The following is a 25,365-nucleotide window of genomic DNA, read 5'->3' as shown; positions in this document are numbered from 1 at the left end:
AGACAAACTTCCCCGTTAGACGCTACAAGGCGCGCCGCCGGAAGCAGCAATTTCCCGCGCCGCCTTCGCGCCTTCGACCTGCAGCAAGGTTGGCAGGGACACACCGTTCTTGGCCGCCGTTACCTCGGCAAGAATCGAAACCGCGATCTCGGGTGGCGTTCTGCTGCCGATGTAAATCCCAACCGGTCCATGCAAGCGGGCCAACTCGGTATCGCTCAGATCGAACTCCTTGAGGCGTTCGCGCCGCGCCTGATTGTTCCTGCGCGAACCCAATGCGCCGACGTAAAACGCCGGCGTCTTCAAGGCTTCCATCAGCGCGAGATCGTCGAGTTTCGGGTCGTGCGTGAGCGCGATCACCGCGCAGCGCTCGTCGAGCTTCATCTCGATCACCGTGTCGTCGGGCATGGTTCGCACGATCTTCGTGCCGGGAATGTTCCACTCCTCGGTGTATTCCTCACGCGGATCGCACACCGTGACCTGATAATCGAGCCCGACCGCGATATGGCACAGATAGCGCGACAGTTGCCCCGCGCCGATCACCAGCATGCGGTAACGCGGGCCGTGAATCGTCAGCAGACGCTCGCCGTCGAAATGCACGCCGTCTGTTGCCTGCGCGTCTTCCAACCGCACCGCGCCGGTTGCCATATTCACTTCGCGGGCCACGAGCCGGCCGTTCTCCACCGCGTGGCACAGTTCGGCAATGCCGCTTTGCGACGTCAATGGCTCGAGCACCAACTGGATCGTGCCGCCGCACGGCAGGCCGAAGCGATGCGCTTCCTCCGCGGTGATGCCGTACTTGACCGCTTCGGGCCGCGCCTGCTCGATACCGTGCTGCCGCACGCGGTCGATCAGATCGTCTTCAATGCAGCCGCCCGACACCGAGCCCACCACGAGCCCATCGTCGCGCACCGCGAGCATCGCGCCCTCGGGACGCGGCGACGAACCCCATGTCTTCACCACCGTTACCAGTAGCGCGCGATGCCCTTCTTCCAGCCAGCGTGCGCTGGACTTCAGGACTTCGAGATCCACGCTGTCCATGATTTCTTCCTTTTCGTTGCGTCGCCGCCGGACTCGCCGTCCGCGGCCTCATTCGATGCTGTATTGTCCGGCGCCGTCTGCTCGGCTGCATTTTCGCCGCCTTTCGGCGCCGCCGTGCCGTCACCCTCGTCGCCGGCGCCTAGCCGGGCGCCGAAGCGCTTGAAGAACTCGCCTGCGATTTTACGCGCCGCGCCGTCGACCAGCCGCGAGCCGATTTGCGCGAGTTTGCCGCCGACCTGCGCGTTCGCCGTGTAGGTGAGCTTCGTGGCGGTGTCGCCGTCGGCTTGCAGCGAAACGTGCGCATTGCCCTTGGCGAAACCCGCTGCGCCGCCCTGGCCTTCGAACACGATGCTGTACGAGGTGGGCGCCTCGATATCGGTGAGTTGCATGCGTCCCTTGAAACGCGCCTTGACCGGGCCGACCGCGGCGCTCAACGCCACCAGATAGGCGTTTTCACCGTCCGGGTCGATGCTTTCGCAGCCGGGAATGCAGCCGCGCAGAATCTCCGTGTCGTTCAGCGCCTCCCACGCGCGTTGCTGCGAAACGGGTAACGTATGGGTTTCAGTCAATTCCATGGTGTCGCTCCTGCGGCAGCCCTGACGCCGGCGCTGCGGCGAGGCGCGCGCGTGAGTTGCGCGAGGTCGCGGCCGAACGCCGTCAGGCTGTCTAGATTATGAACCGGGCGATGCGCGTCGACATGCGGCAGGATCGCCTGCACGCCCCGCGCCTTCGGAGAAAAACCGCTGAAACGCAGCAGCGGATTGAGCCACACGATACGGTGCGCGAAGCGGTGCAGGCGGGCCATTTCGGTGTCGAGCACATCGATCGCCTCGTGATCGAGACCGTCGGTGACGAGCAGCACCGTCGCACGTCCGGTGAGCACGCGCCGTGCCCATCGGCGGTTGAATTCGGCGAGCGCCGCGCCGATCCGCGTGCCGCCGGACCAGTCCACCACCTGCTCGGTGAGCGTCGCAATCGCCACATCGGGATCGCGCTCGCGCAGCGCGCGGGTGGCGTTGGTGAGGCGCGTGCCGAACAGAAACACCTGCAAGCGTTCGCGCGACTGCAGGAGCGCGTGGCAGAAATACAGCACCGCGCGCGAATAGCTGCTCATCGAGCCGGAGATATCGAGCAGCAATACGAGCGGCGGTTTGCGTTCGACCGCCGCGCGATACTTCCAGACTGTCCAGTCGCCGCCCGCGCGTACCACGTGGCGGGCGCTCGCGCGCAAGTCCGCATGCGTGCCGTGCGACGCGGCTTTCAGGCGGCGCGTCGGCTCGGTCGCGAGCGGCAGACGCTGGCCACGAATCAGATGCCGCAAGGTGCGCCATTCGTCGGCGGAAAGCGTGTCGAAATCGCGATGACGCAGGCGCTCTTCCGCGCTGAAGGTGGCATGCGCACGCAGTTCGTGCTGTTCGGTTTCCTGCGGCGGCCGGCTGTGCGGCGACGGCGGCGCGCGCACGGCCAGCGCGTCGGCGAGACGGTTGTTGCGTTTCGGCGGCGGCAGGCCGTCGCGAACCTTCGGGAGAAGCAACGCGCGCAGCTTGCCTTCCCAGTCGGGATCGCGCCAGAACAGCTCGAACGCCGCGTTGAACAGATCGCGCTCGTCGGGCGCGGAGACCAGCGAGGCGGCGAGCGCCGCGCGCACGTCGTCGCGCCGGCCCAGATCGATCCAATGCAGCGCGGCAAGCGCATCGACCGCTTGCGCGGGCGACATCGGCAAGCCGGCGCCACGCAGCAGCCGTACAAAATGGACCACGTTACGGGCGAGCGTGGGTGTGTCGCCGGGCGGTGAGGATGGACCGCCAGACGCGCCCGGCGTCGCCTGTTTGCCAGGCAACCCTATGCGTTGGCCTGAGGCGTCGTCGTTGCCGGCGTGCATGGAGTTCGTCATGCTGGCTATCCGGGTGCGGCGAGACACTGCGCGATCTGCGCGGCATCGACGCGCGCCAGATCGTCCTGATACTTGAGCAGCACGCCGAGCGTGTTATGCACGGATTGCGGATCGAGCTCCGTCACCGACAAGGCCTCCAACGCGCGGCACCAGTCGATCGTTTCGGCAATGCCGGGCGCCTTGAAGAGATCCATGCCGCGCAGTTGATGAACGAAATCCACCGCACGCCGTTGCAATTCCGCCGACGTTTGCGGCGCGCGAGCCGCAACGATTTCCAACTCGCGGTCGCGTTCTGGATAACCGATCCATTGGTACAGGCAACGGCGTTTCAAGGCGTCGTGCACTTCGCGCGTGCGGTTCGAGGTCATCACGACGAGCGGCGGCTGTTCAGCGCGAACTGTGCCGTATTCGGGAATCGATACCTGAAAGTCCGAAAGCAGTTCCAGCAGAAAGGCTTCGAATGGCTCGTCGGCGCGGTCGATCTCGTCGATCAGCAACACGCGCCGTGCGCCCGGATGATGTTCGTCCGGCATCAGCGCTTGCAGCAACGGACGCTTCAACAAAAACTCGCCGCGGTACAAGGTGTCGTTGTCGGGACGCTCGCCGGCGGCCTCGGCAAGACGCAGCGCCATGATCTGGCGTGGATAGTCCCATTCATAGAGCGCGCTCGCCGTGTCGAGACCTTCGTAGCATTGCAGCCGCAACATCGAGGTGCCGAGCATGCCCGCCGCGGCCTTGGCCAATTCGGTCTTGCCGACACCAGGCTCGCCTTCGACGAACAGCGGCCGGTCCATACGCAGCGCGAGATAGAGCGCGGTCGCCAGCTCGCGGCTGGCGAAATAGCGCTGGGCGGCGAGTTGGGCGAGGGTGTCGTCGATTGAAGCGGGCTGCATGGCGTTCCTGAATCTGCGCAATGAAGCGAGGCCAACGAAGCGAAGCGCCATTGGCCCACGTGAGCGAATGCGGCTGACGCACCCGTGCGAGCACAGGCCGTATCAGCCGCGAACCGCGACCAAAAGCTAAGCGTTCGCCTTCGTCACCGCGCGCGCGGCCAGCACCGGAATCAGATGCGCGCGATATTCGGCGCTCGCGTGCATGTCGGTGTTCAGGTCGGCGGCCGACACGCTCACCGCGCGTGCGGCCTCGGGCGTGAAGTTCGCCGACAGCGCGCTTTCCAGTTCCGGCACACGAAACACCGAAGACGCCGCGCCCGTCACCGCGACGCGCACCCCGCTCGCGAACTTCGCGACGAACACGCCGACCAACGCGAAGTGCGAAGCCGGATTGCGGAATTTCTCGTACGCCGCGCGCTCGGGGACGGGAAACTCCACCGCGACGATCAGCTCGTCGGGCGCCAACGCCGTCTCATACATGCCGACGAAGAAATCGCTCGACGCAATGCGCCGCCGGTCCGTGACGATGGTCGCGTCCAACGCCATGGCCGCGGCGGGATAGCAGGCGGCTGGGTCGTTGTTGGCGAGCGACCCGCCGATCGTGCCGAGCGCGCGCACCTGGCGATCGCCGATATGCGCGGCGAGATCCGCGAGCGCCGGCGATACGCGCCGCAGTTCCGCATGATCCGCCACGTCGGCATGACACACGGCGGCGCCGATCGTCACCGTTTTCCCGTCGACGGTGATCGACTTGAGCGCGGGAATGCGCGTCACGTCGATCAGCTGCGACGGCTGCGCGAGACGCAGCCGCATGGTGGGCAAGAGGCTTTGGCCGCCGGCCAGAAACTTCGCGTCGCTGTCGGCGGTGAGGAGGGCGGCGGCCGCTTTGGGATCCGTCGCGCGTTGATACTCGAATGAATACATGTCGAATGCTCCGCTCAGGATCTCAATGGGGTTGCCTGGCCGCGTGAATCGCGGACCACACGCGATGCGGCGTTGCCGGCATTTGCAGGTCGGTCACGCCGAGCGGCGCGAGCGCGTCGAGGATCGCGTTGATCACCGCCGGCGGCGAGCCGATCGCGCCCGCTTCGCCGCAGCCTTTCACGCCTAGCGGATTGTGCGTGCACGGCGTGCCCTTGACGGTTTCGACGGTGAAGTTCGGCAGATCGGACGCATGCGGCATCGCGTAGTCCATGTACGAGCCGGACAGCAACTGGCCGCTCTCGTTGTCGTACACGCAGCGCTCCAGCATCGCCTGGCCGATGCCCTGCGCGAGCCCGCCATGCACCTGGCCTTCGACGATCATCGGATTGATGACGTTGCCGAAATCGTCCACTGCGGTGAACTGCTGGATGCGGCACACGCCCGTTTCCGGATCGACTTCGATTTCGCAGATGTACGCGCCGGAGGGATACGTGAAGTTGGTCGGATCGTAGAACGCGCTTTCTTCGAGGCCCGGTTCGAGCATGTCGAGCGGATAGTTGTGCGGCACGTACGCGGCGAGCGAGATCTCCGCAAACGCCTTGGTGCGATCAGTACCCGCGACGCGGAATACGCCGTCCTTGAACTCGATGTCTTCCGCCGCGGCTTCGAGCAGGTGGGCGGCGATCTTCTTCGCCTTGGTTTCGATCTTGTCGAGCGCCTTCATGATCGCCGAGCCGCCGACCGCGATCGAGCGCGAGCCATACGTGCCCATGCCGAACGGAATGCGGCCGGTGTCGCCATGGACGATTTCGACGCTTTCCAGCGCAATGCCGAGCCGGTCGGCCACCACTTGCGCAAAGGTCGTCTCGTGTCCCTGGCCGTGACTGTGCGAACCCGTGAACACCGTGACCGAACCGGTGGGATGCACGCGAATCTGGCCGACTTCGAACAGGCCGGCCCGCGCACCCAGCGCGCCCGCGATATTCGACGGTGCGAGACCGCAGGCTTCGATATAGCAGGAATAGCCGAGGCCACGCAGTTTGCCGTTCTTTTCGGATTCCTGTCTGCGCGCTTCAAAGCCTTTCACGTCCGCGAGTTCGAGCGAGCGGGCGAGGATGGTCTCGTAGTCGCCGGTGTCGTAGGTCAGGCCGACGGGCGTCGCGTACGGAAACTCGCGGATGAAATTGCGGCGGCGAATCTCGGCCGGATCGAGCTTCATTTCGCGCGCGGCGGTTTCGACGAGGCGTTCCACCACATACGTCGCTTCGGGGCGGCCCGCGCCGCGATAGGCATCGACGGGAACGGTGTTGGTGAAGACCGCTTTCACTTCCGCATAGATCGCGGGCGTGGCGTACTGGCCGGCGAGCAGGGTGGCATACAGAATGGTCGGCACGCTCGAGGCGAACGTGGACAGATACGCGCCCATGTTGGCGGTCGTATGAATGCGCATGCCGAGGAATTTGCCGTCCGCGTCCAGCGCCAGTTCGGCTTTGGTTACGTGATCGCGGCCGTGCGCGTCGGAGACGAAGGCTTCGGAGCGCTCGGCCGTCCACTTGACCGGACGGCGGATCTTCTTCGATGCCCAGGTCAGCGCGACGTCTTCGGCATACAGGAAGATCTTTGAACCGAAGCCGCCGCCCACGTCCGGCGCGATCACGCGCAGTTTCGATTCCGGCAGCGACAGCACGAATGCGGCCATCAGCAGGCGCTCCACGTGCGGATTCTGATTCGCCACGTAGAGCGTATAGCTGTCGTCCTGGCCTGAATAGCTCGCGTTGACCGCGCGCGGTTCGATCGCGTTCGGAATCAGCCGGTTGTTGACGATGTCGAGCGTGGTGACGTGCGCGGCTTTGGCGAAGGCGGCGTCGGTCGCGGCTTTGTCGCCGTGACCCCAGTTGTAGCAGACGTTGTCCGGCACTTCGTCGTGCACGGCGGGCTGGCCCGCGTCTGCGGCATGGGCGGTGTCGACCACGGCCGGCAGCACGTCGTAGTCGACTTCGATCAATTCGGCGGCGTCTTTGGCGGCCTTGATCGAATCGGCGATCACGAGCGCGACCTGGTCGCCGACGTGACGCACTTTCGTATGCGCGATGATCGGATGCGGCGGCTCGTTCATCGGCTTGCCGTCGGTGCTGTGAATCAGCCAGCCGCACGGCAGGCCGCCGACGTTGTCGGCCGCCATGTCCGCGCCGGTGAAGACCGCCACCACACCGGGCGACGCTTTGGCCGCGGCGGTGTCGATGCTGTTGATCTTCGCGTGCGCATAGGGCGAGCGCAGGAATACGGCGTAGGTTTGCTGGGGCAGGACGATGTCGTCGGTGTACTGACCGTTGCCGGTCAGGAACCGATAGTCTTCCTTACGTTCGACGGAAGTGCCGATCAGATGGGTGTCGGGTGCGTTCATCGTCGACTCCTCAGGCGGTGGCCGGTGCGTTGGCATTCGCGGCGGCGGCGGCCGTGCCGGCGGACTTCATGCCTGCGGCGCCTTCGAGCACGGCTTTGACGATGTTGTGATAACCCGTACAGCGGCACAGATTGCCGTCGAGCTGGGCTCGGACGTCGTCGCCGGTGAGATCCGGCTGGCGCTGTACGAGCGAGACCGCGCTCATCACCATGCCGGGCGTGCAGAAGCCGCATTGCAGGCCATGGCAGTGTTTGAAGGCTGCCTGCATGGGGTGCAGCACGCCGTCTTTGGCGAGCCCTTCGATGGTGGTGATGTCCGCGCCTTCGGCCTGCACGGCGAGGATGTTGCAGGCTTTGACCGCGCGTCCGTTCAGATGGACGGTGCATGCGCCGCACTGGGCCGTATCGCAGCCGACGTGCGTGCCGGTGAGGCGGAGTTGATCGCGAAGGAACTGGACTAGCAGGGTGCCAGGGTCGATTGAGGCGCTGATGGGCGCGCCGTTCACCGTCAGACTGATGCTGATCGCCATGAAGTTGTCTCCTTATGGGGTGAGACCGGACCTTCCGTTTTGTTGTTCGCCTTCAGCTGCCTGTTCGTGGGTCCGATGAGGGTGCTGCGGTTTTTTATGGGGCTGCCGAAAAGTAAAGCACAAATTGGGCTGGGGCGCTATGAGGGGTTTTTTGCCTGCTCGGCGGGTTTGGGCTGGGTTCTCTTTGGGTGTTGGTCTTTCCTTGCTTTCTTCGTGGTCTATTAGCGTTGCCCCTGTGCGGGGCAATGCTCTCAACTTAAGCCCCGCTGCATCAAGCGAGTTTGTACGCGAGATGGAAGTGGGGCTTGGCTTTTCTGGGTGCTCTTGGATAGGAGCGTGAGGGCTGTATCCGGCATCGGGTCTGGTGGATCACTTCCAGCACACCGACGAGGCCGTCCAGACAGCGCTGGATGCGCAGAAGACACGCGCCGAGGATGGGCTTGAGTGCGCCCAGTGCATACACCCGATTAGGACGGCTGGCATGTCTGTCGTCGTGCGGCGCATCGAGATCGCTGAGCAGGGTCAACAGGTTGTTGGCGAGGATTTTTGCGCCGAAGTCCTGCTGTAACGCCAGATAATCGAGGCCTGTGACGGCTTCCAGCCGCAGACGGTGCATCGACGCGCATGCAGAACGGGATTTCGCGCTGTGCGAGCGCCGCCACCATCGCGTTGCCGATATAGCTCGCGATCGAGCAGCGGCAGGTCGGTATGCGGTTGCAGTACATCGAGGGCTTCGAACAGCATCTGCCGCTCGCCGCCGTCGGCGGGATGAAGTGTAGCGTGCAGGGTCAGTTCGGGGCCCGGCAGGGACAGCGCAAATGCGTAGTGATCGGCGCGCAGCTCATGGCCGCGACGCGTGCCCACACGCAGGCGGCTGCCGTCAGCGGCGACCAGCCTCAGGCCGTGCCAGCGCATCGAATCGATATGGGGTTGGGCCAGCGAAATCAGGCGGGCGCGGGCCAGCTCGAACAGTTCGGCAGACACTCCCCGTCACGCCTTGCTGAAGGCCTGTGCGCTGACAGCGCGGGTGCGCCCGCTGCTGCTTTCCAGTGCGCCGAATAGCGCGTCAAGTTAGGCCTGCACGCTGGCGCACATGCCGGACATGCCGGACATCATCAGCGCGGCCATGCGCGGCAAGGTCAGTGTGCGATTGCGGGTAAAGGCGGTGGGAGAACGACGCACGCGATCGGCGAGCGCCGGATCGAACAGGAATTCGGAGAACTCAGCCAGAAGCCGCGAGGACGCTGGTATTTGAGTTCATATCGTTGATTAATCAGTGAGTTACGCGATGAAGTTTACAGGGGCAATGCCTCGTTTACAAGCTCTTTGGGGCTTAAGTTGAGAGCATTGCCCCGCACAGGGGCAACGCTAATAAACCACCAGGAAATCAAGGAAAGGCCAACACCACAAAAAAACCACCCGCAAACCGCCGAGCAGGCCCCCCAAAAAATCACTTACTCAACTTGGAATGCCTGCGTGAATACCCAAAATAAATAACCATCCCCACGAGCAACCAGACAACAAACGCCACCCACGTAACAGCCTGCAGATTAACCATCAAGAACAGACAGGAAGCGACCGCCAGCACCGGCACAACCGGCACCCCAGGACACCGAAACGCCCGCGGCAACTCAGGATGCGTTTTCCGCAAAACGAGAACCGCAATCGACACCATCGAAAACGCGGCCAACGTGCCGATATTGATCAACTCTGCCAGCACATTCAACGGCACCAGCGCCCCGATCAACCCGAAGACGATCCCCACGAGCCACGTAGTAAAAAACGGCGTGGCAAACCGCGGATGCACGCGCGAAAGCCGCTCAGGCAACAACCCATCGCGCGACATGGCGAAGATCACTCGAGTCTGGCCGTAAGCCATCACCAGAATCACTGTCAACATACCCAGCACGGCGCCGAGATCGATAAAACCCGCGACCCACTTTTGTCCTGCAACCTGCAACGCATACGACACCGGGTGCGAAATGTTCGCAAACTGCGCCGACGGCACGATGCCGGTGACGACCGCCGCCACCGCCACGTACAACACCGCGCAAACGCCCAGCGACGCAATGATCCCGATCGGCAGATCGCGCTTCGGATCCTTCACCTCTTCCGCCGCGGACGACACCGAGTCGAAACCGATGAACGCGAAGAACATCACCGCCGCCGCGCCGAACACGCCGTTCCAGCCGTTCGGCATGAACGGATGCCAGTTGGCCGGCGTCACATGAAATACACCCACGCCGATCACCAGCAACACCACGATCACCTTGATCGCCACCATGACGTTGTTGATCCGCGCGGACTCGCGCACGCCAACCGACAACAGCGCCGTGATCGCCATCATCACGAGGAACGCAGGCAGATTGAAGAGCGTATCGTGGCCGGGCAACGCACCCGGCGCCGCTGTCAGCGCAACCGGCAACGACACGCCGAAGCCCGACAGCAAGGATTGCAGATAGCCCGACCAGCCCACCGACACTGCGGAGGTGGCAAGCCCGTATTCGAGCATCAAGTCCCAGCCGATGATCCACGCAGCCAGTTCGCCGAGCGTCGCATACGAGTACGTGTAGATCGATCCCGCCACCGGAATCGTCGAGGCGAATTCGGCGTAGGCGAGCGCGGCGAAGCCGCAGGCAATCGCCGCGATCAGGAACGAGATCATCAGCGCCGGGCCGGCCTGCACGGCGCCCGTGCCGGTCAGCACGAAAATGCCGGTGCCGATAATGGCGCCGACGCCGAGAAAGGTCAGATCGAGCGCGCCGAGCGCTTTCTTCAAGCCGGCGTTCTGAGCACTTGCGGCGATCATGTGCTCGACGCTCTTCTTGCGAAACAGGGACATTGGCGGGGGTCTCCAGTAGTGCACGCGTGTTGCGCGCCGAATGTCGGGGAAACCCTCGATTTTAACGGATACGCACTCCGCGCCATGGCGGCGAGTGCATTTCCGGGGCCTAGGCGCGGGGCTGAAATTTCCTGCCAGGCGTCACTGGAGCGGGACGTTCCCCGGTTGCGCGGCGAAGGCCGCAAAGCTTTCGCGCGATGCGCGGTCGACCAGGAGGGAATCGCTCTCTTGCAACCTCGCCGTGTCGGCGTGCGCGCTATTCAGCGCGCAGCGCCGGGGGCGAGGTGCCGTCAACCCGCCATTGCGGGATTGAGATCGATGAGCCGGTTGCTCATCACATAGAAGGTCAGTTCGGCGTTATTGCGCAGCTTCATCTTCTCGAGCAGCCGGGTGCGATACACGCTGACCGTCTTCACCGAGAGCGAGAGCGTCACGGCGATATCCGTCAGCCGCTTGCCCGACGCGAGCATGCACAGGGTCTGATATTCGCGGTCGGAGAGCTTTTCGTGCGGCAACTGCTCGCCGTCGAAGGACACGTAATCGGCGAGCGCCTCGGCCATCGCCGGGCTCACGTATTTGCGGCCTGCCGCGACCTGCTGGATCGCGCCGATCATCTGCGCTGCGTCGACGGTTTTCGACAGGTAGCCGGCGGCGCCCGCTTTCAACGCGCGCACGGCGTACTGGTCCTCGCGATACATGGAGAACATCAGCACGGCCACGCGCGGCGCCTTGCGCTTCATGCGTTTGAGCACTTCGACGCCGTTCATGTCAGGCAGCGAAATGTCGAGCAGCACGATGTCGTAGGTGAACCGGGCAACCGCGTCGAGCGCTTCGGCGCCGTTCTGCGCTTCGGTCACTTCGCGCGCCACGCCGCGATCGAGCAGCAGCTGGCGGACGCCCTGGCGAACCACCGCGTGGTCGTCGACGAGCAGAATGCGCAAGCTCATGACAGCGTGCTCACGATTGCAGCGCGTGCCGTTGGGCGCGCGGCGCCTGCGCCAGCATGGCGTCCCAGGCGAAGCGCGCACGAACGAGGGTGCCGCGCGACGGTGTGCCGCAGCCGTAGCCAGTGTGGCCGTGCTCCGCACCGGTGCGGCGGGCGCTCACGCGCAGCGTGCCGTCGAAGGCCGCGCAGCGCGCCTGCATGCCGCTCAGGCCAAAATGGCCGCGGCGGGTGCGGGCGTTGCGCGTGACGCCGATACCGTCGTCGACGATGATCAGCGTGAGGTGACGGCGGCTGGTTTCGATCCGCACGTCGGCGGATTCGGCGCGCGCGTGCTTGGCAATATTGTTCAGCGCTTCCTGCGCGACGCGGAATACCGCCAGCGCGGCATCGGCGGGCAGACGGGTGAGGCGCAGGTCGGCGGCGCAGACGAAACTCGTGCGAAGTTGCGTGCGCGCGGCGAAGTCGCCGGTCCAGTGCGCCAATGCGCCGACAATGCCGGCCTCGAGCGACGGCGCATGCAGTTCCGCGACAGCCTGGCGGCTGGCTTCGCACACGGCGTCGAGCGAGCGGTTCGCCACGGCGAGCGCGGCGGCACACTGCGGCGGCGCATCGGCGGGCAGCCACGTTTCGACGCCGGCGAGCGCGAAACGCGTCGCCGTCAGCTCGGCCCCAACGCCGTCGTGCAGTTCACGCGCCACATGGCGGCAAGCGGTTTCCTGCGCCTGAACGAGCTCGGCCGAGAGTTCACGCACCCGGGCGCGCAACCGTGCGACTTCCTGTTCGGTCGACGTGGACGGCGCGGCGGACGCATCGAGTCCCTCACGTTCCAATGACGCGGGAAGATGGGCGGCGAACGGGACGACAGTCGACGTATCCATGACCTTCGTTCTCAGAAAGCCGTGCGGACGGCGGAGCAGGTGCGCATCGGCGGCGCGAAGACGAAAGAACGCATACGGGTCTCAGGCCTCCAGGTGCAAGACGTCGCGCTTAGGCGCAACAGGCTGATCGCTAACAGTGCGACGTAACGAAATTTACATTCAGTAACATCGTGGCGACACCACGACAGACGTGTCAATTCGACTGATGATGCGTCGCGATGATATCTCATAAAAAGAAAAAATGCAGGCGCACCAAGGGTTAGCGGCCTTATTTCACGCAATGGTTGATGATTTGCAACGCCATTTTTGTAGGAAGAATACCGACATCGAATGTTAGATCGACGGCGCGGATTTGTAACCTTGAAATAAAAAAGGAGCCCGAAGGCTCCTTTTTGCTGATTCTGCGGCGCGAGCCGCAAAAATCGGAACGCGGCGTTAGCCGACGAAGGCTTTTTCAACCACGTAGTGACCCGGCGCGTTGTTGCTGCCTTCCTGGAAGCCCAGGTCGTCCAGCAGCTTGCGCGTGTCGCGCAGCATGTGCGGGCTGCCGCACAGCATGATGCGGTCGTTTTCGAGCGAGAAGCCCGGTACGCCGAGGTCGGCGAACAGCTTTTCGGTTTCGATCAGTTCGGTGATCCGGCCACGGTTCTGGAACGCCTCGCGCGTGACCGTCGGGTAATACAGCAGCTTTTCCTGCACCAGCTCGCCCAGATGCTCATGCGCCGGCAGGTGGTCCGTGATGTATTCCTTGTACGCCAGCTCGTCGACGAAACGGCAGGTGTGCGTGAGCACTACGCGCTCGTAACGGTCGTAAATGTCCGGATCCTTGATGATCGACATGAACGGCGCGAGGCCCGTGCCGGTGGACAGCAGCCACAGTGTCTTGCCCGGCAGCAGGTTGTCGGCCACCAGCGTGCCGACCGGCTTCTTGCCGATCAGGACTTCGTCGCCGACCTTCAGATGCTGCAAACGCGACGTGAGCGGGCCGTCCTGCACCTTGATGCTCAGGAATTCGAGGTGCTCTTCGTAGTTCGCACTCGCGAGGCTGTAGGCGCGGATCAGCGGCTTGCCGTCGACTTCGAGGCCCACCATCGTGAACTGGCCGTTTTCGAAACGGAACGACGGATCGCGCGTGCAGGTGAAGCTGAAAAGCGTATCGGTCCAGTGATGGACGCTCAGGACGGTTTGTGGATTCAGGTTGCTCATGGCTTCTTGGATAGTGCGAAAACAAAGGCGGCCAGTCGTTTTGAGCCGGCCGGCACGGCAAGGGCGATGCTGCGCTAACCCAGATGGGAATCACGCGCAATCCGCTATTTTACCGCGCCCGCTGCCGGAGGGCTGCGGCGCGGCGATTGAGCGTGGTCAAGCGGGTGACCGGACCCGGAAGCGTCGGCGCCGGCTGTCGGTAAAACCGGGCGCCGCGAAGTACGTTGGCATGGCTGCGGCCGCGCTTCGGTAAGGTACGGCGATGAGCGAAAGCCGCGCACGGCGGCCGCCATCGGTTGTCCGGCATGCGCCGGATAGGCGCGTCGCGCGGGCAACATTTTCAGGATGATACCGAAACCCGCCATGCGCTGCAGCATTGACCCTGCTGATAAAACTGGCAAGAGAGGCTGAAGCGAAGAGGGATAAGAGGGTGTCGAGACGCGGCCCATGCTCCTGCGGCTATTTCCAATCCGACCGGCGCTGGCGTCGCCGAGTTGGTACACAAGGATGGGGGAATCGGCGTTTTACATGCCTCAAACCCAATTGGAATAAGGCTTCTGGTAATGACTGTTTCGATCACTCCGCAGCGCTAAAGAATGGCGCGAGCGGCGGCGAACCTGAACCGCTGGGCCGTCGCGCCACATTGATCGGCAAGGCCCCGGCAATGTGCCGGTCATGCCGGAGCCGCGGCCCGCTTTTCCCCGCGTTGTTTGAGCACACGAGCCTGCAATACGATCACCAGCAGCAGGAATACGCCGCGAATCACCGACTGCCAGTGCGCCGACAAACTGATCAAGCCCAGCCCGTTCTCGAAGTTCAGCAGGTTGAACACGAGACCGAGCAGCAATGCGCCGGCAACGACGCGCGTTTCGCCCACGCGCTGCACGGCAATGCGTGGCGGCGTTCGTGGCAAGTGGGCGCGCGCACGGAAAGCTCGGTGAAATTGCACTTCGAACACGAACCGGATTCGCGCGTACCCGGCGACTGGCCGTTTCGATATCGCGCGGGGCAGCGTATCGAGTTGATCGGTAGCGCACTGCGCATCATGCTGTCCGCGCAAAACCTCGCCGAGCGGCCCATGCCGTTCCGCATGGGCCATCACCCGTACTATCCGCGCACGGCGCAAACCCGCTGGTACGCCGAAGTGGCAGCGATGTGGCACGCCGACGCCGAGGTGCTGCCGACGCATCTTGGTCCGCATTCGGCAGTGGACGCATTGCGCGACGGCATGCCCGTCGACGCCTTCGATCTGGACAACAACTTCGCGAACTGGTCGCGCGAGGCGACCATTGCATGGCCCGACGAACACCGTCGACCGACGATGACCGCCGACGCGCCGTTCGATCACATGGTAGTGTTCGCCGGCCAGCGATGCGCAACTGTGCGTGGAACCGGTGACCAACACCACCGATTGCTTCAACGCGGTCGGCATGCGTGAACATGTGGGCGGTTGCGTGTTGCAGCCGGGCGAGGAGATTGCCGCGTCGCTGCAATGGACGCCGCACAGAAACTAGCGTGCGGCGCGCGCGCTCACTCGATCCGCAAGCGGGCCATATACGGTAAGTGATCCGAGAGCCACGCGGTTTCCTGCGTCGGCTGGATCCACTCGACCGGCTTCATGCCGCGCACGAACATCTTGTCGAGCGCAAGCGCGGGCGAGAAGGCGGGAAAGGTGCGGCCCGACTCGCCGAGCAGCGTGGCCACTTCCTGCAAACCATGCTCGCCGAAGAGCGGCACAGAATCGTTGCGCCAGTCGTTGAAGTCGCCGGCCAACACGAGCGGACCTTGCGGCGCTTCCTTCGCGATCCAGTGCGCGATCCAGTTCATCTGACGCAAGCGGGCCGAGCGCGTGAGCGCCAGATGCGCGCATAACAGCGTGACCGAGTGACCGCCGAAGGTTGCGCGCGCCACCAGTAATCCGCGCTTTTCGAAGCGGTGCGCGGAGATATCCCAGCGTCCGCCCAGATCGAGCGGATGCGGCGACAGGATCGCATTGCCATGCCGCCACGACGGTTTGAAGACGTTCGGTCCAAGCGCGATTTCGAGTTCGAGCGCGCGTGCAATTTCAGTCGCCTGGCAATGCCAGACGTCGCTCAACGGATCGGTGAGCGGCGCGCCGAAACTGCTTGCGAGCACCGGCGACGGCATGCGCCGCGCCATTGCTTCCTGTAAAAAATACGCGTCCGCGTGGGTGGATTGCACCCAGCGCTGCATGGCCTGCCAGGCCTGAAAGCCGAGCGGCGTGCGGCCTTTGTGCAGGTTCCAGCTCACCGCAATGAAATCCTTGGGCGCTACGCTCTCGCGGATCAATTCTTCGGGGTTTCGCATGCCGCGTTGTCCACGTGTTCTGTTTGGGGGCGTTGGTTGTTCGCGTGCTGATGGCGTGTGCTCTTGCGTGTGCTTTGCATCGGTTCGATCAGTTTGCCGTGCTTGCGCTGTCCGCGAGACTCGCACGCACGCGGTAGACCAGGTTCGGATCCTTGTCGACGATGGTCCAGCTGACCCATTGCCCCGCCGTCACCTTCAGACCGGGATGGCTCGCGCTCACCTGGCGCGGTTGCGGCGGCAGCTTGCAACCGGTGTCCGTCTGGCGCGCGGCGTCTTCCTCGAAGGTTTCCTGCGCTTCGATCGACAGCGTGACACCGCTCGCATCCGCCTGGAGCGGCGAGACGGTCAGCGTGCGCGCCAGATCGATACTCCCGCCCGGCTGATCTTTACAGCCGACGTTATGTTGCACGATCTTGTGATGCGTGTCCGTGCGCGCCTGGCCGACGGTGGTGGTGCCGTCGAACGCGTCGATCTGCTGGCCGTCGCGCATGACCTGCAGTTGCCATTTCACGACCTGCTGCGCGGGCCGTTGCTGGGCGCCTGGTTGTGTGCCTTGTTGCGCATGGGCAAGCAGCGAAGTGCCGAGCAACACGGCCACAATACTGGTTTTCCACATAGAAAAAGTCTCCGGTCACCGGATCCGGCGGCATGGTCAGAGGGCCATCTTACGCCTGATGGGCGCAACGCCTTTCTGACACGCCAAACGGGGCCGGGTTCAGCAACAATCCATTTCAGATAGGGTTGGGAATCGCCAAAAACAACCCGCTGTTAGCAGCAGAGCGGCACGACTGCTGGCTTGCGCGTGAATATGTCCTCGCTACACTGGATCTGAAACGGCGCCCACCAGGTGCCGTAGCAGCAAGACCAGCCAGACGGGGTGAGCGATGACAACAGCAATGGTCAAACAGGAAATCGCCGTGGCGTCTTTCAGTCGGGTGTACGACCTCGATCAGGTCGAGACCGCGCTGAACGATCTCGGCGAAGGCGCGAACGAGGCATTGCGCGCGACATACGAAAAGATGCTGAAAACCGGCAATCTGCGCTTCTGCGTGAAGCCGAACCGCATGCCTTCGATCGACGATCTGATCGACGCGCTGCCCAACTTTTCAGCGCCGCTCGACGACATCCGCAAGCAGGTTGCCTTGTGTCTCGAAACCGAAGACCGCCTGGAACTGATGCCGATTCTGCTGCTCGGCGACCCCGGCATCGGCAAGACTCACTTCGCGAAGCAGTTGGCGCGCCTGCTCGGCACCGCGTATCAATATGTGGCGATGAGTTCGCTGACGGCGGGGTGGATTCTGTCGGGCGCCTCGTCGCAATGGAAGAACGCGAAGCCGGGCAAGGTGTTCGACGCGCTCGTGAACGGCAGCTACGCGAATCCGGTAATCGCCGTCGACGAAATCGACAAGGCCACCGGCGATTCCCAATACGATCCGCTCGGCGCGTTGTATGCGCTGCTCGAGCACGACACGGCGCAGACCTTCATCGACGAATTCGCCGAAATTCCGATCAATGCCGGGCATGTGATCTGGATTGCGACGGCGAACGACGAGCGCTCCATTCCCGAGCCGATCCTGAACCGCATGAACGTGTACGAGATCCCTGCGCCGGATCACGACGGCGCGCGCCGCATCGCGCAGGCGATCTATGACGAGATCCGCTCGGCGCACAACTGGGGCCTGCGCTTTCCCGAGGTGCTCGGCGACGCCGCGCTCGATGCGCTGATGCGGGCATCCCCGCGTGAAATGCGTCGGGCGATTCTGAACGGCTTCGGCGCGGCGCGCATCGACAGGCGCGACCAGATCGAGGCCGGCGACATTCGGCTGGATTACGGAAATCGACGAAAACCGATTGGTTTTTGAGCCTTTTTTGCCCGTTTTCAGCGCGAAATCCGCCCTCGTGGCGGATTTTCTCATCCTGAAAGCGGGTATCTCTACCAAAAATGGAGTAAATGCTGCGGCAACTATTGCTGCGAGTGACGCGCCGGGAAACGAGCATTGTCACCTTCGACGGCGTACACTGATTCAGTCCGGCCGATACGTTTTGAGACCTGCGCAAGACCGAGTGCCCGCAGTGGTTGCCGACTGCGGGCATTTCTGTCTGTACGGCGTCATACAATTTTGCGTAGCGGTTGCGAATGGACAGGAGCGTTCGACAGCGCGCGGTGTTCGGCACGCGTCAGCCGCATCCTGTCTTCATCTTGATCGGGCGAACGAGGCAGCGCGCGGCGAAGTCGGCCGCGTCAAGGGACATGGACCAAATCGAATGTGTAGTGATCGGCGCAGGCGTGGTCGGTCTTGCAGTGGCGCGCGCGTTGGCGGCGCGCGGGCGCGAGGTGATCGTGCTGGAGGCGGCGGAAGCGATCGGCGTGGGCACCAGCTCGCGCAACAGCGAGGTGATTCACGCGGGCATCTATTATCCGCGCGGGTCGCTCAAAGCTGCGCTTTGTGTACGCGGCCGCGAGATGCTCTACGACTACTGCGTCGAGCGCAAGGTGCCGCACTCGCGTTGCGGCAAATTACTGGTCGCCACTTCGCGTAACCAGATTCCTCAGCTCGAAAGCATCATGGCCAAAGGCCGCGATAACGGCGTGCTCGACCTGATGCGAATCACCGGCGACCAGGCGCAAGCGCTCGAACCCGCGCTCGAATGCGTCGAAGCGGTGTTCTCGCCGCAGACGGGCATCGTCGATAGTCATCAGTTCATGCTGGCGCTGCAGGGTGACGCCGAGCGCGACGGCGCGGTGTGCGCGTTCCACGCGCCGGTGCAGGCGATCGAAGCGAGCAATGGCCGCTTCCTCATCAAGGTGGGCGGCGACGCACCGACCACGATCAGCGCCGCCTGCGTGATCAACAGCGCCGGTTTGCAGGCAAATGCACTGGCCCGCAAGATCCGCGGACTCGACGCGCGGCATGTGCCGCCGCTCTATCTCGCGCGCGGCAACTACTTCAGCATCTCCGGGCGCGCGCCGTTCAGCCGCCTGATTTACCCGATGCCGAACGACGCCGGTCTCGGCGTGCACCTGACCATCGACCTGGGTGGCCAGACGCGTTTCGGTCCCGATGTCGAATGGGTCGATGCGATCAATTACGATGTCGATCCGCGTCGCGCGGAATCGTTTTACGCGGCGATTCGCGCCTATTGGCCCGCGCTGCCGGACAACGCATTGCAGCCCGCGTATGCGGGGATTCGTCCGAAGCTTTCCGGACCCGGCGAACCCGCGGCCGACTTCGTGATTCAAGGTCCGGCCGCGCATGGCGTGCGTGGGCTCGTCAACCTGTTCGGGATCGAATCGCCGGGATTGACGGCGTCACTCGCCATTGCGCAGCGAGTGTGCGAGCTGAGCGGACGGGCGTAATCCGGACCTGGCTCACGCCGCTCGCGCAAGCGCGGTGAATTCGCTGCGAGCGTCGATTCGCGCGCAACCGGCTCGCCTTTGCTCGCGACATTCAGGCGCGCTCGCGTAGCAATTCGGTTATCTCTATCATTTGAGTCGTCACGCGCGGCGGCTTCATTGATATCCTTGGGGACCGCTGTCATCAGAACGGCGATCAGTTCAATACAAATGGAGTGAGTCCCCATGAAATCATCCCGTCGTACGTTTTTGATCACCAGCATTGGTGTGGCATCCACGTTGGCGCTGTCGCGCCAGGCATTCGCCGATGCACCGAAAGTCTCCGAATCCGACCCGACCGCGCAAGCGCTCGGCTATAAGGAGGACGCGAGCAAAGTCGACAAGGCGAAGTTCGCCAAGTACGCGGCAGGCCAGGACTGCGGCAATTGCAGCTTCTACCAGGGCAAGCCGACCGACGCCTACGCTCCTTGCCCGATGTTCGCCGGCAAGCAGGTCGCGGCGAAGGGTTGGTGCAGCGCATATAACAAGAAGGCCTGATTAGCCATCAGCCGCGCGCGCAAACGGTATTGCGCAAAACGCGCCGCAACATGGCGGTGTGCAGTCGAGGTCCCATCATGCAGGCGTCTGCCGCCCCGCGCGGCAGACGCCTTTTTGCTGCTTGAAAACGGCTTGTGCGCTCTTTACACTCCAATGCGGCCTCAGCGGCTAGCGTTCTATTTCTGATTCGCACTTTTACGCCATTGCATTGAAACGGCGCACCACGGGATACTTTTCGCAGGCTGGAGATTCGAATGACACCAGCGTCAAGGAGTCTTCATGCGCGGGCCGTCGTCGCGGCTGTGATCGGCAATGCGCTCGAGTGGTACGACTTCACCGTGTTCGGCTTTCTGACGGTGGTGATCGCGCAATTGTTCTTCCCGGCCAGCAACGAATTCGCATCGTTGCTCCTCACCACCGCGACGTTTGGCGTCGCGTTCGTCATGCGGCCGATCGGCGGCATCGTACTCGGGCTCTATGCGGATCGCGCCGGACGCAAAGCGGCGTTGTCGCTCGTCATCGCGCTGATGACGCTCGGCATTCTGGTGCTCGCGATCGCGCCACCGTATTCCGCAATCGGCATCGGCGCACCGTTGATGATCGTAGTCGGACGGCTGCTGCAGGGTTTTTCCGCCGGCGGCGAATTCGGCAGTTCGACGGCGTTGCTGATCGAAGCAGCGCCGTTCTCGAGGCGCGGCTTCTACGGCAGTTGGCAGATGGCAAGCCAGGCGGCGGCCTTGCTGCTCGGCGCGCTGATGGGTGCATTGATCACGCGCGGGCTGTCGCCCGACGCGCTGAAATCCTGGGGCTGGCGCGTGCCCTTCGTGCTGGGTTTGATCATCGGCCCGATCGGCTTTTATATCCGCCGAAACCTCGCCGATTCCGAAGCGTTTCTGCACGCGAAAAAGACCGCGCGGCGCGTGACGCTCGGCGTAGTCTTCAAAAGCCATAGCCGCGACGTGCTCTGTGGACTCGGCTCGGTGATCGCCCTCACGGTGACGATCTACGTGCTGATCAGCTATCTGCCGACCTTCGCGGTCAATCAACTGAAACTGCCCTACGCACAATCTTTTTACGCGGTCATTGTCGGCAATCTGCTGTTGACGGTGCTTTCGCCATTGACCGGCGCATGGTCCGACCGGATCGGGCGCAAGTGGTTGTCGCTGTGGTCGCTGGTGATCACGTTCGTGATCATTTATCCGTTGTTCGCGTGGCTCGCGGCGCAGCCGAGCGTGTCGAAACTGATTCTCGTGCAGGCGCTGCTGTCGATTACGCTGTCCGGTTATTACGGGCCATTCGGCGCGTTGATCGCGGAACTGTTCCCGGCGAATGTGCGCTCGGTCGGCTTATCGATTGCGTACAACATCGCGGTGATGGTGTTCGGCGGCTTTGGGCCTTTCATTGTGACGTGGCTCATCAACACCACCGGCTCGCCGCTCGCGCCGACTTATTCCGTGATGGGCGGCCTGGCGCTGTCGATCGTCGCGGTGGCCTGCATTCCGGGTAAGCGCCACGCGGATCTCGACGCGCAGCGCAAACCGGCTTGAACGGCGGTTCGGATCGAACCAGGCGTTACGCCTGCTGCGGGACCTGCAGTGAGACCTCATTGCCACTTCGAATCGACGCGTTTTCCGCGTTCTTCCCCGCAGCCGGCGTCTTCGTTCAACTGCGCGCCTGCATCAACGGCGGCCGCCTGTCGAACCACGGGCGCGCCATTTCGAGCTGAGCGGCCAGACGTAAAAGCATGGCTTCGCCACCTTCGCGCGCGGCAAACTGCACGCCGACCGGCAGCCCGCGCGCATTCCAGTAGAGCGGCACCGACATCGCCGGCTGGCCACTCAGATTGAACAGTTCGGTGCAACCGGCCCACGTAAATGCCTTGTTGGAGGCTTCCGTCAGCACCTTCTTCATCAGCGCTTCGAGCGGCATCGCGGTGACGGCGCGCATCTGCATGCGCTCCGCGGCGGTGGGCTGCATCTCGCCGATCTTGATCGGCGGCGCGGCCAGGGTGGCGCACAGAATCACGTCGTAGCGATTCAGCAGGTCGCTGAGCCGTTCGGTGATGCGACGCTGTTCTTCGAGCGCGGCGGGCAGCCCGCGTTCGCCGAGTTTGCGGCCCACGTGCGCCATGGCCCACGTCGAAATTTCGAATTCGGCGCGCAGCGGTTTGCGGCCGCTGATCCGCTCGGCATTCAGCACGAGATCTTCCGCGGTGACGGACCAGAGCGTGAGGAACGCATGGCGAACCGCCGCGAAGTCGATGCCGAGCGACACCGGTTCGATGTTGTGGCCGAGCGAGCTGGCGAGTTGCGCGGCGTCTTCGAGCGACGCGCGCGAGTCGGCGGACAGCGAGGGCGCCAGCATCGGCTCGGTGACGTATGCGATGTTTAGCGGCTTGCACGGCTCGCGGCTCGCGCTCAGAAACGTGCCCGGCGCGCCCAGCGGTCTGTCCGCATTGCCCGCGAGCAGATCGAGCAGCAACGCGCTGTCGCGCACGCTGCGCGACACCGCATGATCGACGCCGAGTTCACCGGCAGCCGCTGCCGCTGTCGCGCGCGGCACACGTCCGCGGGAAGGTTTGAGGCCGAAGAGTCCGCAGCACGACGCCGGAATGCGGATCGAGCCGCCGCCGTCCGACGCATGCGCGAGCGGCACGATGCCGGCTGCCACCGCCGCCGCCGCGCCACCGCTGGAGCCGCCCGGCGTATGGTCGAGATTCCACGGGTTACGGCACGCGCCGAACAGTTCGGGCTCCGTATAAGGCATCTGGCCGAGCTCGGACGTGCTGGTCTTGGCGAAGATGTTGAGCCCGGCCGCTTTCGCGAGCGCGACCACGGGCGCGTCCTCGGCAGGAATGAAATGGCGGTAATGGCGGCTGCCCATCGCCATGCGCAGGCCGGCGACCGGTGCGCCGAGATCCTTGATCAGATACGGCACGCCCGCCAGCGCGGTCTGCGCGCTGACGCTATCCGCATGGCTCGCGCCGTTCGCCCGGCTTGCGTCGTCGCGTGAAGCACGCTGCCGGGCTGCATCGTAGTCCTTCAGGACAATCGCGTTGATCGCGGGATTGACGGCTTCGGTGCGTGAGATCGCGATGTCGAGCAACTCGCGCGCGCTCGCCTCGCGCTTGCGTATCAGTTCGGCGAGGCCGGTGGCGTCATGGGCGAGATAGTCTGATTGCACGACGATGAGCCCTCGCTATCGAATGTCGGGTCGGCGGGTTGTCCATGCGCGCGATCGGCCATTCTGCCGGAGAAGACGTCGCCCGGACGGATCGCTATCCATGGAAGAAGACGGCATGCCGCTGACATGCCGTTTTTGACAGAGTAACTGAGTTATGCGCGCGAGTTATTGACGCAAACAAAAAGCGCCAACAAAAAAGACCCGTTGACGCGCGCGGACAGGCCGCGCGAACGGCGGCGCAAAGAGGCGCAAAGAGGCGCGCCAATGAGAAGGGCAAGTTACAGACGCTCGCCGAGGAAGGTCAGCGTGCGGCCATGCGCCAGCGCGGCGGCGCGCTGGTTGTACGACGCGCGGTCCGAGCAGTTGAAGCCGTGATCGGCGTTCGGGTAGATGTTGAATTCGGCGTCGGTGCGGCCGGCGAAACGTTCCTGAATCTGACCGACCGCCGACAATGGGATATGCGCGTCGAGTTCGCCGTAGTGAAACTGCATCGGCACCTTGATCTTCGCGGCTTCCTCCAGCTGATTCTGGATGCCGCCGCCGTAGTAGGCAACGGCTGCGTCGAGCGTGCCTTGCGCCGCGGCGAGATACGCGAGCCGGCCGCCGAAGCAGTAGCCGATCGCCGCGATCTTGCCGGTCACTTCCGGCATGGCGCGCAACGCGGCGGCGGCGGCGCCGATATCGGCCACGGCCTGATCGACGTTGGTCTTCTGCATCAGCTCGATGCCCTTCTCGCGATCGGCGCCGTCATACGTCAATTCCACGCGCGGCTGCACGCGCCAGAACACGTCCGGTGCGAGCGCGACGTAGCCGTCTTGCGCATACTGATCCGCGACCGAACGGATATGGCTGTTCACGCCGAAGATTTCCTGAATGATGATGACGGCCGGTCCCTTGCCGCCTTTGGGCAGCGCCAGGTAGCCGCCGAAACTGTCGTTACCGGCGGGGATGTCGATCCATCGGGAAGTGATGCTCATGTTGCTCTCCATTGACTCGCGCGGCTGGGCGAGGTCGGTCTGAATGAATGCCAGAGGCCTGGATACCTGAAGCGGGGCGGTCAGTTTGCCATCAAAAGAAACGCGCTGCAGAGCGGTCCCATGTGGCGGAAATCTCGTAAGGCGATTGAAACGTTCTCGATAATTCATTTCTCCGGCATGTAGCGCGTCGGTACAGTCCAACGTATCGGCTCGCCTGTTGCGGCGAGCGCATGGCCGGAAGAGGAATCCATCATGAGTGAAGTCAATTTTGTGACGCCGTTCGCGGAGCGTTTCGCGTTGCGCGTGCCCGTCGTGCAGGCGCCGATGGCGGGCGGCGCGACGACGCCGGCAATGGTCGCCGCGGTATCGAACGCGGGCGGCCTCGGTTTTCTGGCGGGCGCGGCGCTCTCACCCGAGAAGATCGCGAGCGAAGTGGCGGCGATCCGCGCGCTGACGGATCGGCCGTTCGGGGTGAATCTGTTCGTGCTCGCACCGGCCGCGCCGGACGATACAACGGTGCGTACCGCGCTCGAAGCCATCGACCCGCTGCGCAAGGATCTCGGCTTACCGCCGGGTGCCCCGCTCGCTCGCTACGCGCCGGATTTCCGCGCGCAACTGGACATGCTGATCGAACTGCGGGTGCCGCTGGCGAGCTTCACGTTCGGCTTGCTCTCCGCCGCCGACGTCGCCCGCCTGCATGCCAACGGTCTATATGTAATAGGCACCGCGACGCATGTCGCCGAAGGATTGGCGTGGCGCGACGCAGGCGCCGATGCAATTGCCGCGCAAGGCGCGGAAGCGGGCGCGCATCGCGGCACGTTTATCGGCGCGTTCGAAGACGCATTGATCGGCACGATGGCGCTGGTGCCGCAACTCGTCGACGCGACCGGGCTGCCGGTGCTCGCCGCCGGCGGCATCATGGATGGACGCGGCATCGTCGCCGCGCTCGCACTCGGCGCGCAAGCCGCGGTGATGGGCACCGCGTTTCTCACCTGTCACGAAAGCGCGATACCGCAGGCATGGAAAACCCGCGTGCGGGCCATGTCCGACACATCGACCTCGGTGACGCGCGCGATCACCGGCCGCCATGCGCGCGGCATTCGCAATCCGTTGATGCAGCGTTTGAGCGAGACACCGCGGAAGATCGCACCGTACCCTGTGCAAAATGCGTTGACGCAGGAACTGCGGCAAACCGCGGGCCGCGCCGAAAACGGCGACTATCTGTCGTTGTGGTCAGGCCAGGGTGCACCCTTGGGCCGTGCGCGCCGCGAAGGTCTCGGTGCCGCCGAACTGATGAGCCAACTCGAACACGAGTGGCGTGAGGCATCGGCGCGTATCGCCGGGCGCGAACGCTGATTCCGCATGATTCGGACGTCATCCGGGCGCGCCTCGCATCAGTTGCGGCGCGCCTGTTTTTTAGGCAAAAAGTCT

At 63.9% G+C, this 25,365-nt stretch carries 21 protein-coding genes and 2 pseudogenes; 6 read left to right on the top strand and 17 right to left on the bottom strand.

The window, feature by feature from the left end:
* Positions 1 to 15: 15 nt before the first annotated feature.
* The 13 genes and pseudogenes from CJU94_RS04690 to CJU94_RS04625 all read right to left on the bottom strand — a co-directional run.
* Positions 16 to 1,038, bottom strand: coding sequence for an XdhC family protein (locus tag CJU94_RS04690; RefSeq protein ID WP_095417724.1), 1,023 nt, complete (start codon positions 1,036 to 1,038; stop codon positions 16 to 18).
* Entirely contained in the window at positions 1,011 to 1,613 is a 603-nt protein-coding gene (locus CJU94_RS04685; protein WP_095417723.1) for an SRPBCC family protein, read from the bottom strand. The genes CJU94_RS04690 and CJU94_RS04685 overlap by 28 nt, the downstream gene beginning before the upstream one ends.
* Entirely contained in the window at positions 1,604 to 2,932 is a 1,329-nt protein-coding gene (locus CJU94_RS04680) for a vWA domain-containing protein (RefSeq protein ID WP_095417722.1), read from the bottom strand. Before CJU94_RS04680 ends, CJU94_RS04685 begins: the two co-directional genes overlap by 10 nt.
* Positions 2,933 to 2,937: 5 nt before the next feature.
* Entirely contained in the window at positions 2,938 to 3,825 is an 888-nt protein-coding gene (locus CJU94_RS04675) for an AAA family ATPase (RefSeq protein WP_095417721.1), read from the bottom strand.
* A gap of 126 nt (positions 3,826 to 3,951) precedes the next feature.
* Positions 3,952 to 4,749: an FAD binding domain-containing protein gene (locus tag CJU94_RS04670; protein ID WP_095417720.1), complete on the bottom strand. Its 798-nt coding sequence runs from the start codon at positions 4,747 to 4,749 to the stop codon at positions 3,952 to 3,954.
* A gap of 22 nt (positions 4,750 to 4,771) precedes the next feature.
* Positions 4,772 to 7,153, bottom strand: a complete 2,382-nt coding sequence (locus CJU94_RS04665) for a xanthine dehydrogenase family protein molybdopterin-binding subunit (RefSeq protein ID WP_095417719.1) — start codon at positions 7,151 to 7,153, stop codon at positions 4,772 to 4,774.
* 10 nt (positions 7,154 to 7,163) lie between these two features.
* Positions 7,164 to 7,682 (bottom strand): (2Fe-2S)-binding protein, encoded by a 519-nt coding sequence (locus tag CJU94_RS04660; RefSeq protein ID WP_095417718.1) that lies wholly within the window; start codon positions 7,680 to 7,682, stop codon positions 7,164 to 7,166.
* Positions 7,683 to 8,204: 522 nt separating this feature from the next.
* Entirely contained in the window at positions 8,205 to 8,666 is a 462-nt protein-coding gene (locus tag CJU94_RS41700; RefSeq protein ID WP_244220914.1) for a hypothetical protein, read from the bottom strand.
* 466 nt (positions 8,667 to 9,132) lie between these two features.
* Positions 9,133 to 10,524 carry a branched-chain amino acid transporter BcaP gene (gene bcaP, locus CJU94_RS04650; RefSeq protein WP_095417717.1) on the bottom strand — a complete coding sequence of 464 codons (1,392 nt, stop codon included), beginning with the start codon at positions 10,522 to 10,524 and terminating at the stop codon, positions 9,133 to 9,135.
* Positions 10,525 to 10,814: 290 nt separating this feature from the next.
* Positions 10,815 to 11,471: a response regulator transcription factor RqpR gene (gene rqpR / locus CJU94_RS04645; RefSeq protein ID WP_095417716.1), complete on the bottom strand. Its 657-nt coding sequence runs from the start codon at positions 11,469 to 11,471 to the stop codon at positions 10,815 to 10,817.
* A 10-nt stretch (positions 11,472 to 11,481) separates the two neighbouring features.
* Positions 11,482 to 12,348, bottom strand: a complete 867-nt coding sequence (locus CJU94_RS04640) for a sensor histidine kinase (protein ID WP_095417715.1) — start codon at positions 12,346 to 12,348, stop codon at positions 11,482 to 11,484.
* A gap of 435 nt (positions 12,349 to 12,783) precedes the next feature.
* Positions 12,784 to 13,554 (bottom strand): ferredoxin--NADP reductase, encoded by a 771-nt coding sequence (locus CJU94_RS04635; protein WP_091797169.1) that lies wholly within the window; start codon positions 13,552 to 13,554, stop codon positions 12,784 to 12,786.
* A gap of 673 nt (positions 13,555 to 14,227) precedes the next feature.
* Positions 14,228 to 14,413 (bottom strand): annotated as a pseudogene (locus CJU94_RS04625) (ABC transporter permease); the annotation flags it as partial.
* Between CJU94_RS04625 and CJU94_RS04620 the strand changes: the two are divergent.
* A pseudogene (locus tag CJU94_RS04620) lies at positions 14,405 to 15,068 on the top strand (aldose epimerase family protein); the annotation flags it as partial. The pseudogenes CJU94_RS04625 and CJU94_RS04620 sit on opposite strands and share 9 nt — an antisense overlap.
* Positions 15,069 to 15,084: 16 nt before the next feature.
* Here CJU94_RS04620 and CJU94_RS04615 read toward each other — a convergent pair.
* A complete protein-coding gene (locus tag CJU94_RS04615; protein ID WP_095417714.1) occupies positions 15,085 to 15,882 on the bottom strand; it encodes an endonuclease/exonuclease/phosphatase family protein in 798 nt (265 codons plus the stop codon).
* An 88-nt stretch (positions 15,883 to 15,970) separates the two neighbouring features.
* Positions 15,971 to 16,498 carry a hypothetical protein gene (locus tag CJU94_RS04610; RefSeq protein WP_095417713.1) on the bottom strand — a complete coding sequence of 176 codons (528 nt, stop codon included), beginning with the start codon at positions 16,496 to 16,498 and terminating at the stop codon, positions 15,971 to 15,973.
* 268 nt (positions 16,499 to 16,766) lie between these two features.
* Here CJU94_RS04610 and CJU94_RS04605 point away from each other — a divergent pair, with 268 nt between their 5' ends.
* The 4 genes from CJU94_RS04605 to CJU94_RS04590 all read left to right on the top strand — a co-directional run bounded on the left by CJU94_RS04605 (position 16,767) and on the right by CJU94_RS04590 (position 21,321).
* Positions 16,767 to 17,744 carry an AAA family ATPase gene (locus CJU94_RS04605; RefSeq protein WP_095417712.1) on the top strand — a complete coding sequence of 326 codons (978 nt, stop codon included), beginning with the start codon at positions 16,767 to 16,769 and terminating at the stop codon, positions 17,742 to 17,744.
* A gap of 389 nt (positions 17,745 to 18,133) precedes the next feature.
* On the top strand, positions 18,134 to 19,240 hold the full coding sequence (locus CJU94_RS04600) for an NAD(P)/FAD-dependent oxidoreductase (RefSeq protein WP_095420220.1): 1,107 nt from the start codon (positions 18,134 to 18,136) through the stop codon (positions 19,238 to 19,240).
* Positions 19,241 to 19,462: 222 nt separating this feature from the next.
* A complete protein-coding gene (locus CJU94_RS04595) occupies positions 19,463 to 19,774 on the top strand; it encodes a high-potential iron-sulfur protein (protein WP_095417711.1) in 312 nt (103 codons plus the stop codon).
* A 254-nt stretch (positions 19,775 to 20,028) separates the two neighbouring features.
* Positions 20,029 to 21,321 carry an MFS transporter gene (locus CJU94_RS04590; RefSeq protein ID WP_095417710.1) on the top strand — a complete coding sequence of 431 codons (1,293 nt, stop codon included), beginning with the start codon at positions 20,029 to 20,031 and terminating at the stop codon, positions 21,319 to 21,321.
* Between the two features lie 115 nt (positions 21,322 to 21,436).
* On the opposite strand, the gene CJU94_RS04585 is transcribed toward CJU94_RS04590, so the two are convergent.
* Both CJU94_RS04585 and CJU94_RS04580 read right to left on the bottom strand, forming a co-directional pair.
* Entirely contained in the window at positions 21,437 to 22,957 is a 1,521-nt protein-coding gene (locus CJU94_RS04585; RefSeq protein WP_095417709.1) for an amidase, read from the bottom strand.
* A gap of 278 nt (positions 22,958 to 23,235) precedes the next feature.
* Entirely contained in the window at positions 23,236 to 23,934 is a 699-nt protein-coding gene (locus CJU94_RS04580) for a dienelactone hydrolase family protein (RefSeq protein ID WP_095417708.1), read from the bottom strand.
* Between the two features lie 252 nt (positions 23,935 to 24,186).
* On the opposite strand from CJU94_RS04580, the gene CJU94_RS04575 reads away from it, so the two are divergent.
* Complete coding sequence (locus CJU94_RS04575; RefSeq protein WP_095417707.1) at positions 24,187 to 25,290, top strand: NAD(P)H-dependent flavin oxidoreductase; 1,104 nt, start codon at positions 24,187 to 24,189, stop codon at positions 25,288 to 25,290.
* The last annotated feature ends 75 nt before the right edge of the window (positions 25,291 to 25,365 follow it).

It is taken from the genome of Paraburkholderia aromaticivorans, from assembly GCF_002278075.1.
Classification (GTDB): Bacteria; Pseudomonadota; Gammaproteobacteria; order Burkholderiales; family Burkholderiaceae; genus Paraburkholderia; species Paraburkholderia aromaticivorans.
The sequence above is the reverse complement of the archived record's forward strand: the minus strand, read 5'-3'. Positions and strand labels throughout refer to the sequence as shown.

What these genes read in the sequence shown, in the direction of transcription:
- CJU94_RS04690 (WP_095417724.1), bottom strand. Translation starts at nt 1,038, where the DNA reads ATGGACAGCGTGGATCTCGAAGTCCTGAAGTCCAGCGCACGCTGGCTG.
- CJU94_RS04685 (WP_095417723.1), bottom strand. Translation starts at nt 1,613, where the DNA reads ATGGAATTGACTGAAACCCATACGTTACCCGTTTCGCAGCAACGCGCG.
- CJU94_RS04680 (WP_095417722.1), bottom strand. Translation starts at nt 2,932, where the DNA reads ATGACGAACTCCATGCACGCCGGCAACGACGACGCCTCAGGCCAACGC.
- CJU94_RS04675 (WP_095417721.1), bottom strand. Translation starts at nt 3,825, where the DNA reads ATGCAGCCCGCTTCAATCGACGACACCCTCGCCCAACTCGCCGCCCAG.
- CJU94_RS04670 (WP_095417720.1), bottom strand. Translation starts at nt 4,749, where the DNA reads ATGTATTCATTCGAGTATCAACGCGCGACGGATCCCAAAGCGGCCGCC.
- CJU94_RS04665 (WP_095417719.1), bottom strand. Translation starts at nt 7,153, where the DNA reads ATGAACGCACCCGACACCCATCTGATCGGCACTTCCGTCGAACGTAAG.
- CJU94_RS04660 (WP_095417718.1), bottom strand. Translation starts at nt 7,682, where the DNA reads ATGGCGATCAGCATCAGTCTGACGGTGAACGGCGCGCCCATCAGCGCC.
- bcaP (WP_095417717.1), bottom strand. Translation starts at nt 10,524, where the DNA reads ATGTCCCTGTTTCGCAAGAAGAGCGTCGAGCACATGATCGCCGCAAGT.
- rqpR (WP_095417716.1), bottom strand. Translation starts at nt 11,471, where the DNA reads ATGAGCTTGCGCATTCTGCTCGTCGACGACCACGCGGTGGTTCGCCAG.
- CJU94_RS04640 (WP_095417715.1), bottom strand. Translation starts at nt 12,348, where the DNA reads ATGGATACGTCGACTGTCGTCCCGTTCGCCGCCCATCTTCCCGCGTCA.
- CJU94_RS04635 (WP_091797169.1), bottom strand. Translation starts at nt 13,554, where the DNA reads ATGAGCAACCTGAATCCACAAACCGTCCTGAGCGTCCATCACTGGACC.
- CJU94_RS04615 (WP_095417714.1), bottom strand. Translation starts at nt 15,882, where the DNA reads ATGCGAAACCCCGAAGAATTGATCCGCGAGAGCGTAGCGCCCAAGGAT.
- CJU94_RS04610 (WP_095417713.1), bottom strand. Translation starts at nt 16,498, where the DNA reads ATGTGGAAAACCAGTATTGTGGCCGTGTTGCTCGGCACTTCGCTGCTT.
- CJU94_RS04605 (WP_095417712.1), top strand. Translation starts at nt 16,767, where the DNA reads ATGACAACAGCAATGGTCAAACAGGAAATCGCCGTGGCGTCTTTCAGT.
- CJU94_RS04600 (WP_095420220.1), top strand. Translation starts at nt 18,134, where the DNA reads ATGGACCAAATCGAATGTGTAGTGATCGGCGCAGGCGTGGTCGGTCTT.
- CJU94_RS04595 (WP_095417711.1), top strand. Translation starts at nt 19,463, where the DNA reads ATGAAATCATCCCGTCGTACGTTTTTGATCACCAGCATTGGTGTGGCA.
- CJU94_RS04590 (WP_095417710.1), top strand. Translation starts at nt 20,029, where the DNA reads ATGACACCAGCGTCAAGGAGTCTTCATGCGCGGGCCGTCGTCGCGGCT.
- CJU94_RS04580 (WP_095417708.1), bottom strand. Translation starts at nt 23,934, where the DNA reads ATGAGCATCACTTCCCGATGGATCGACATCCCCGCCGGTAACGACAGT.
- CJU94_RS04575 (WP_095417707.1), top strand. Translation starts at nt 24,187, where the DNA reads ATGAGTGAAGTCAATTTTGTGACGCCGTTCGCGGAGCGTTTCGCGTTG.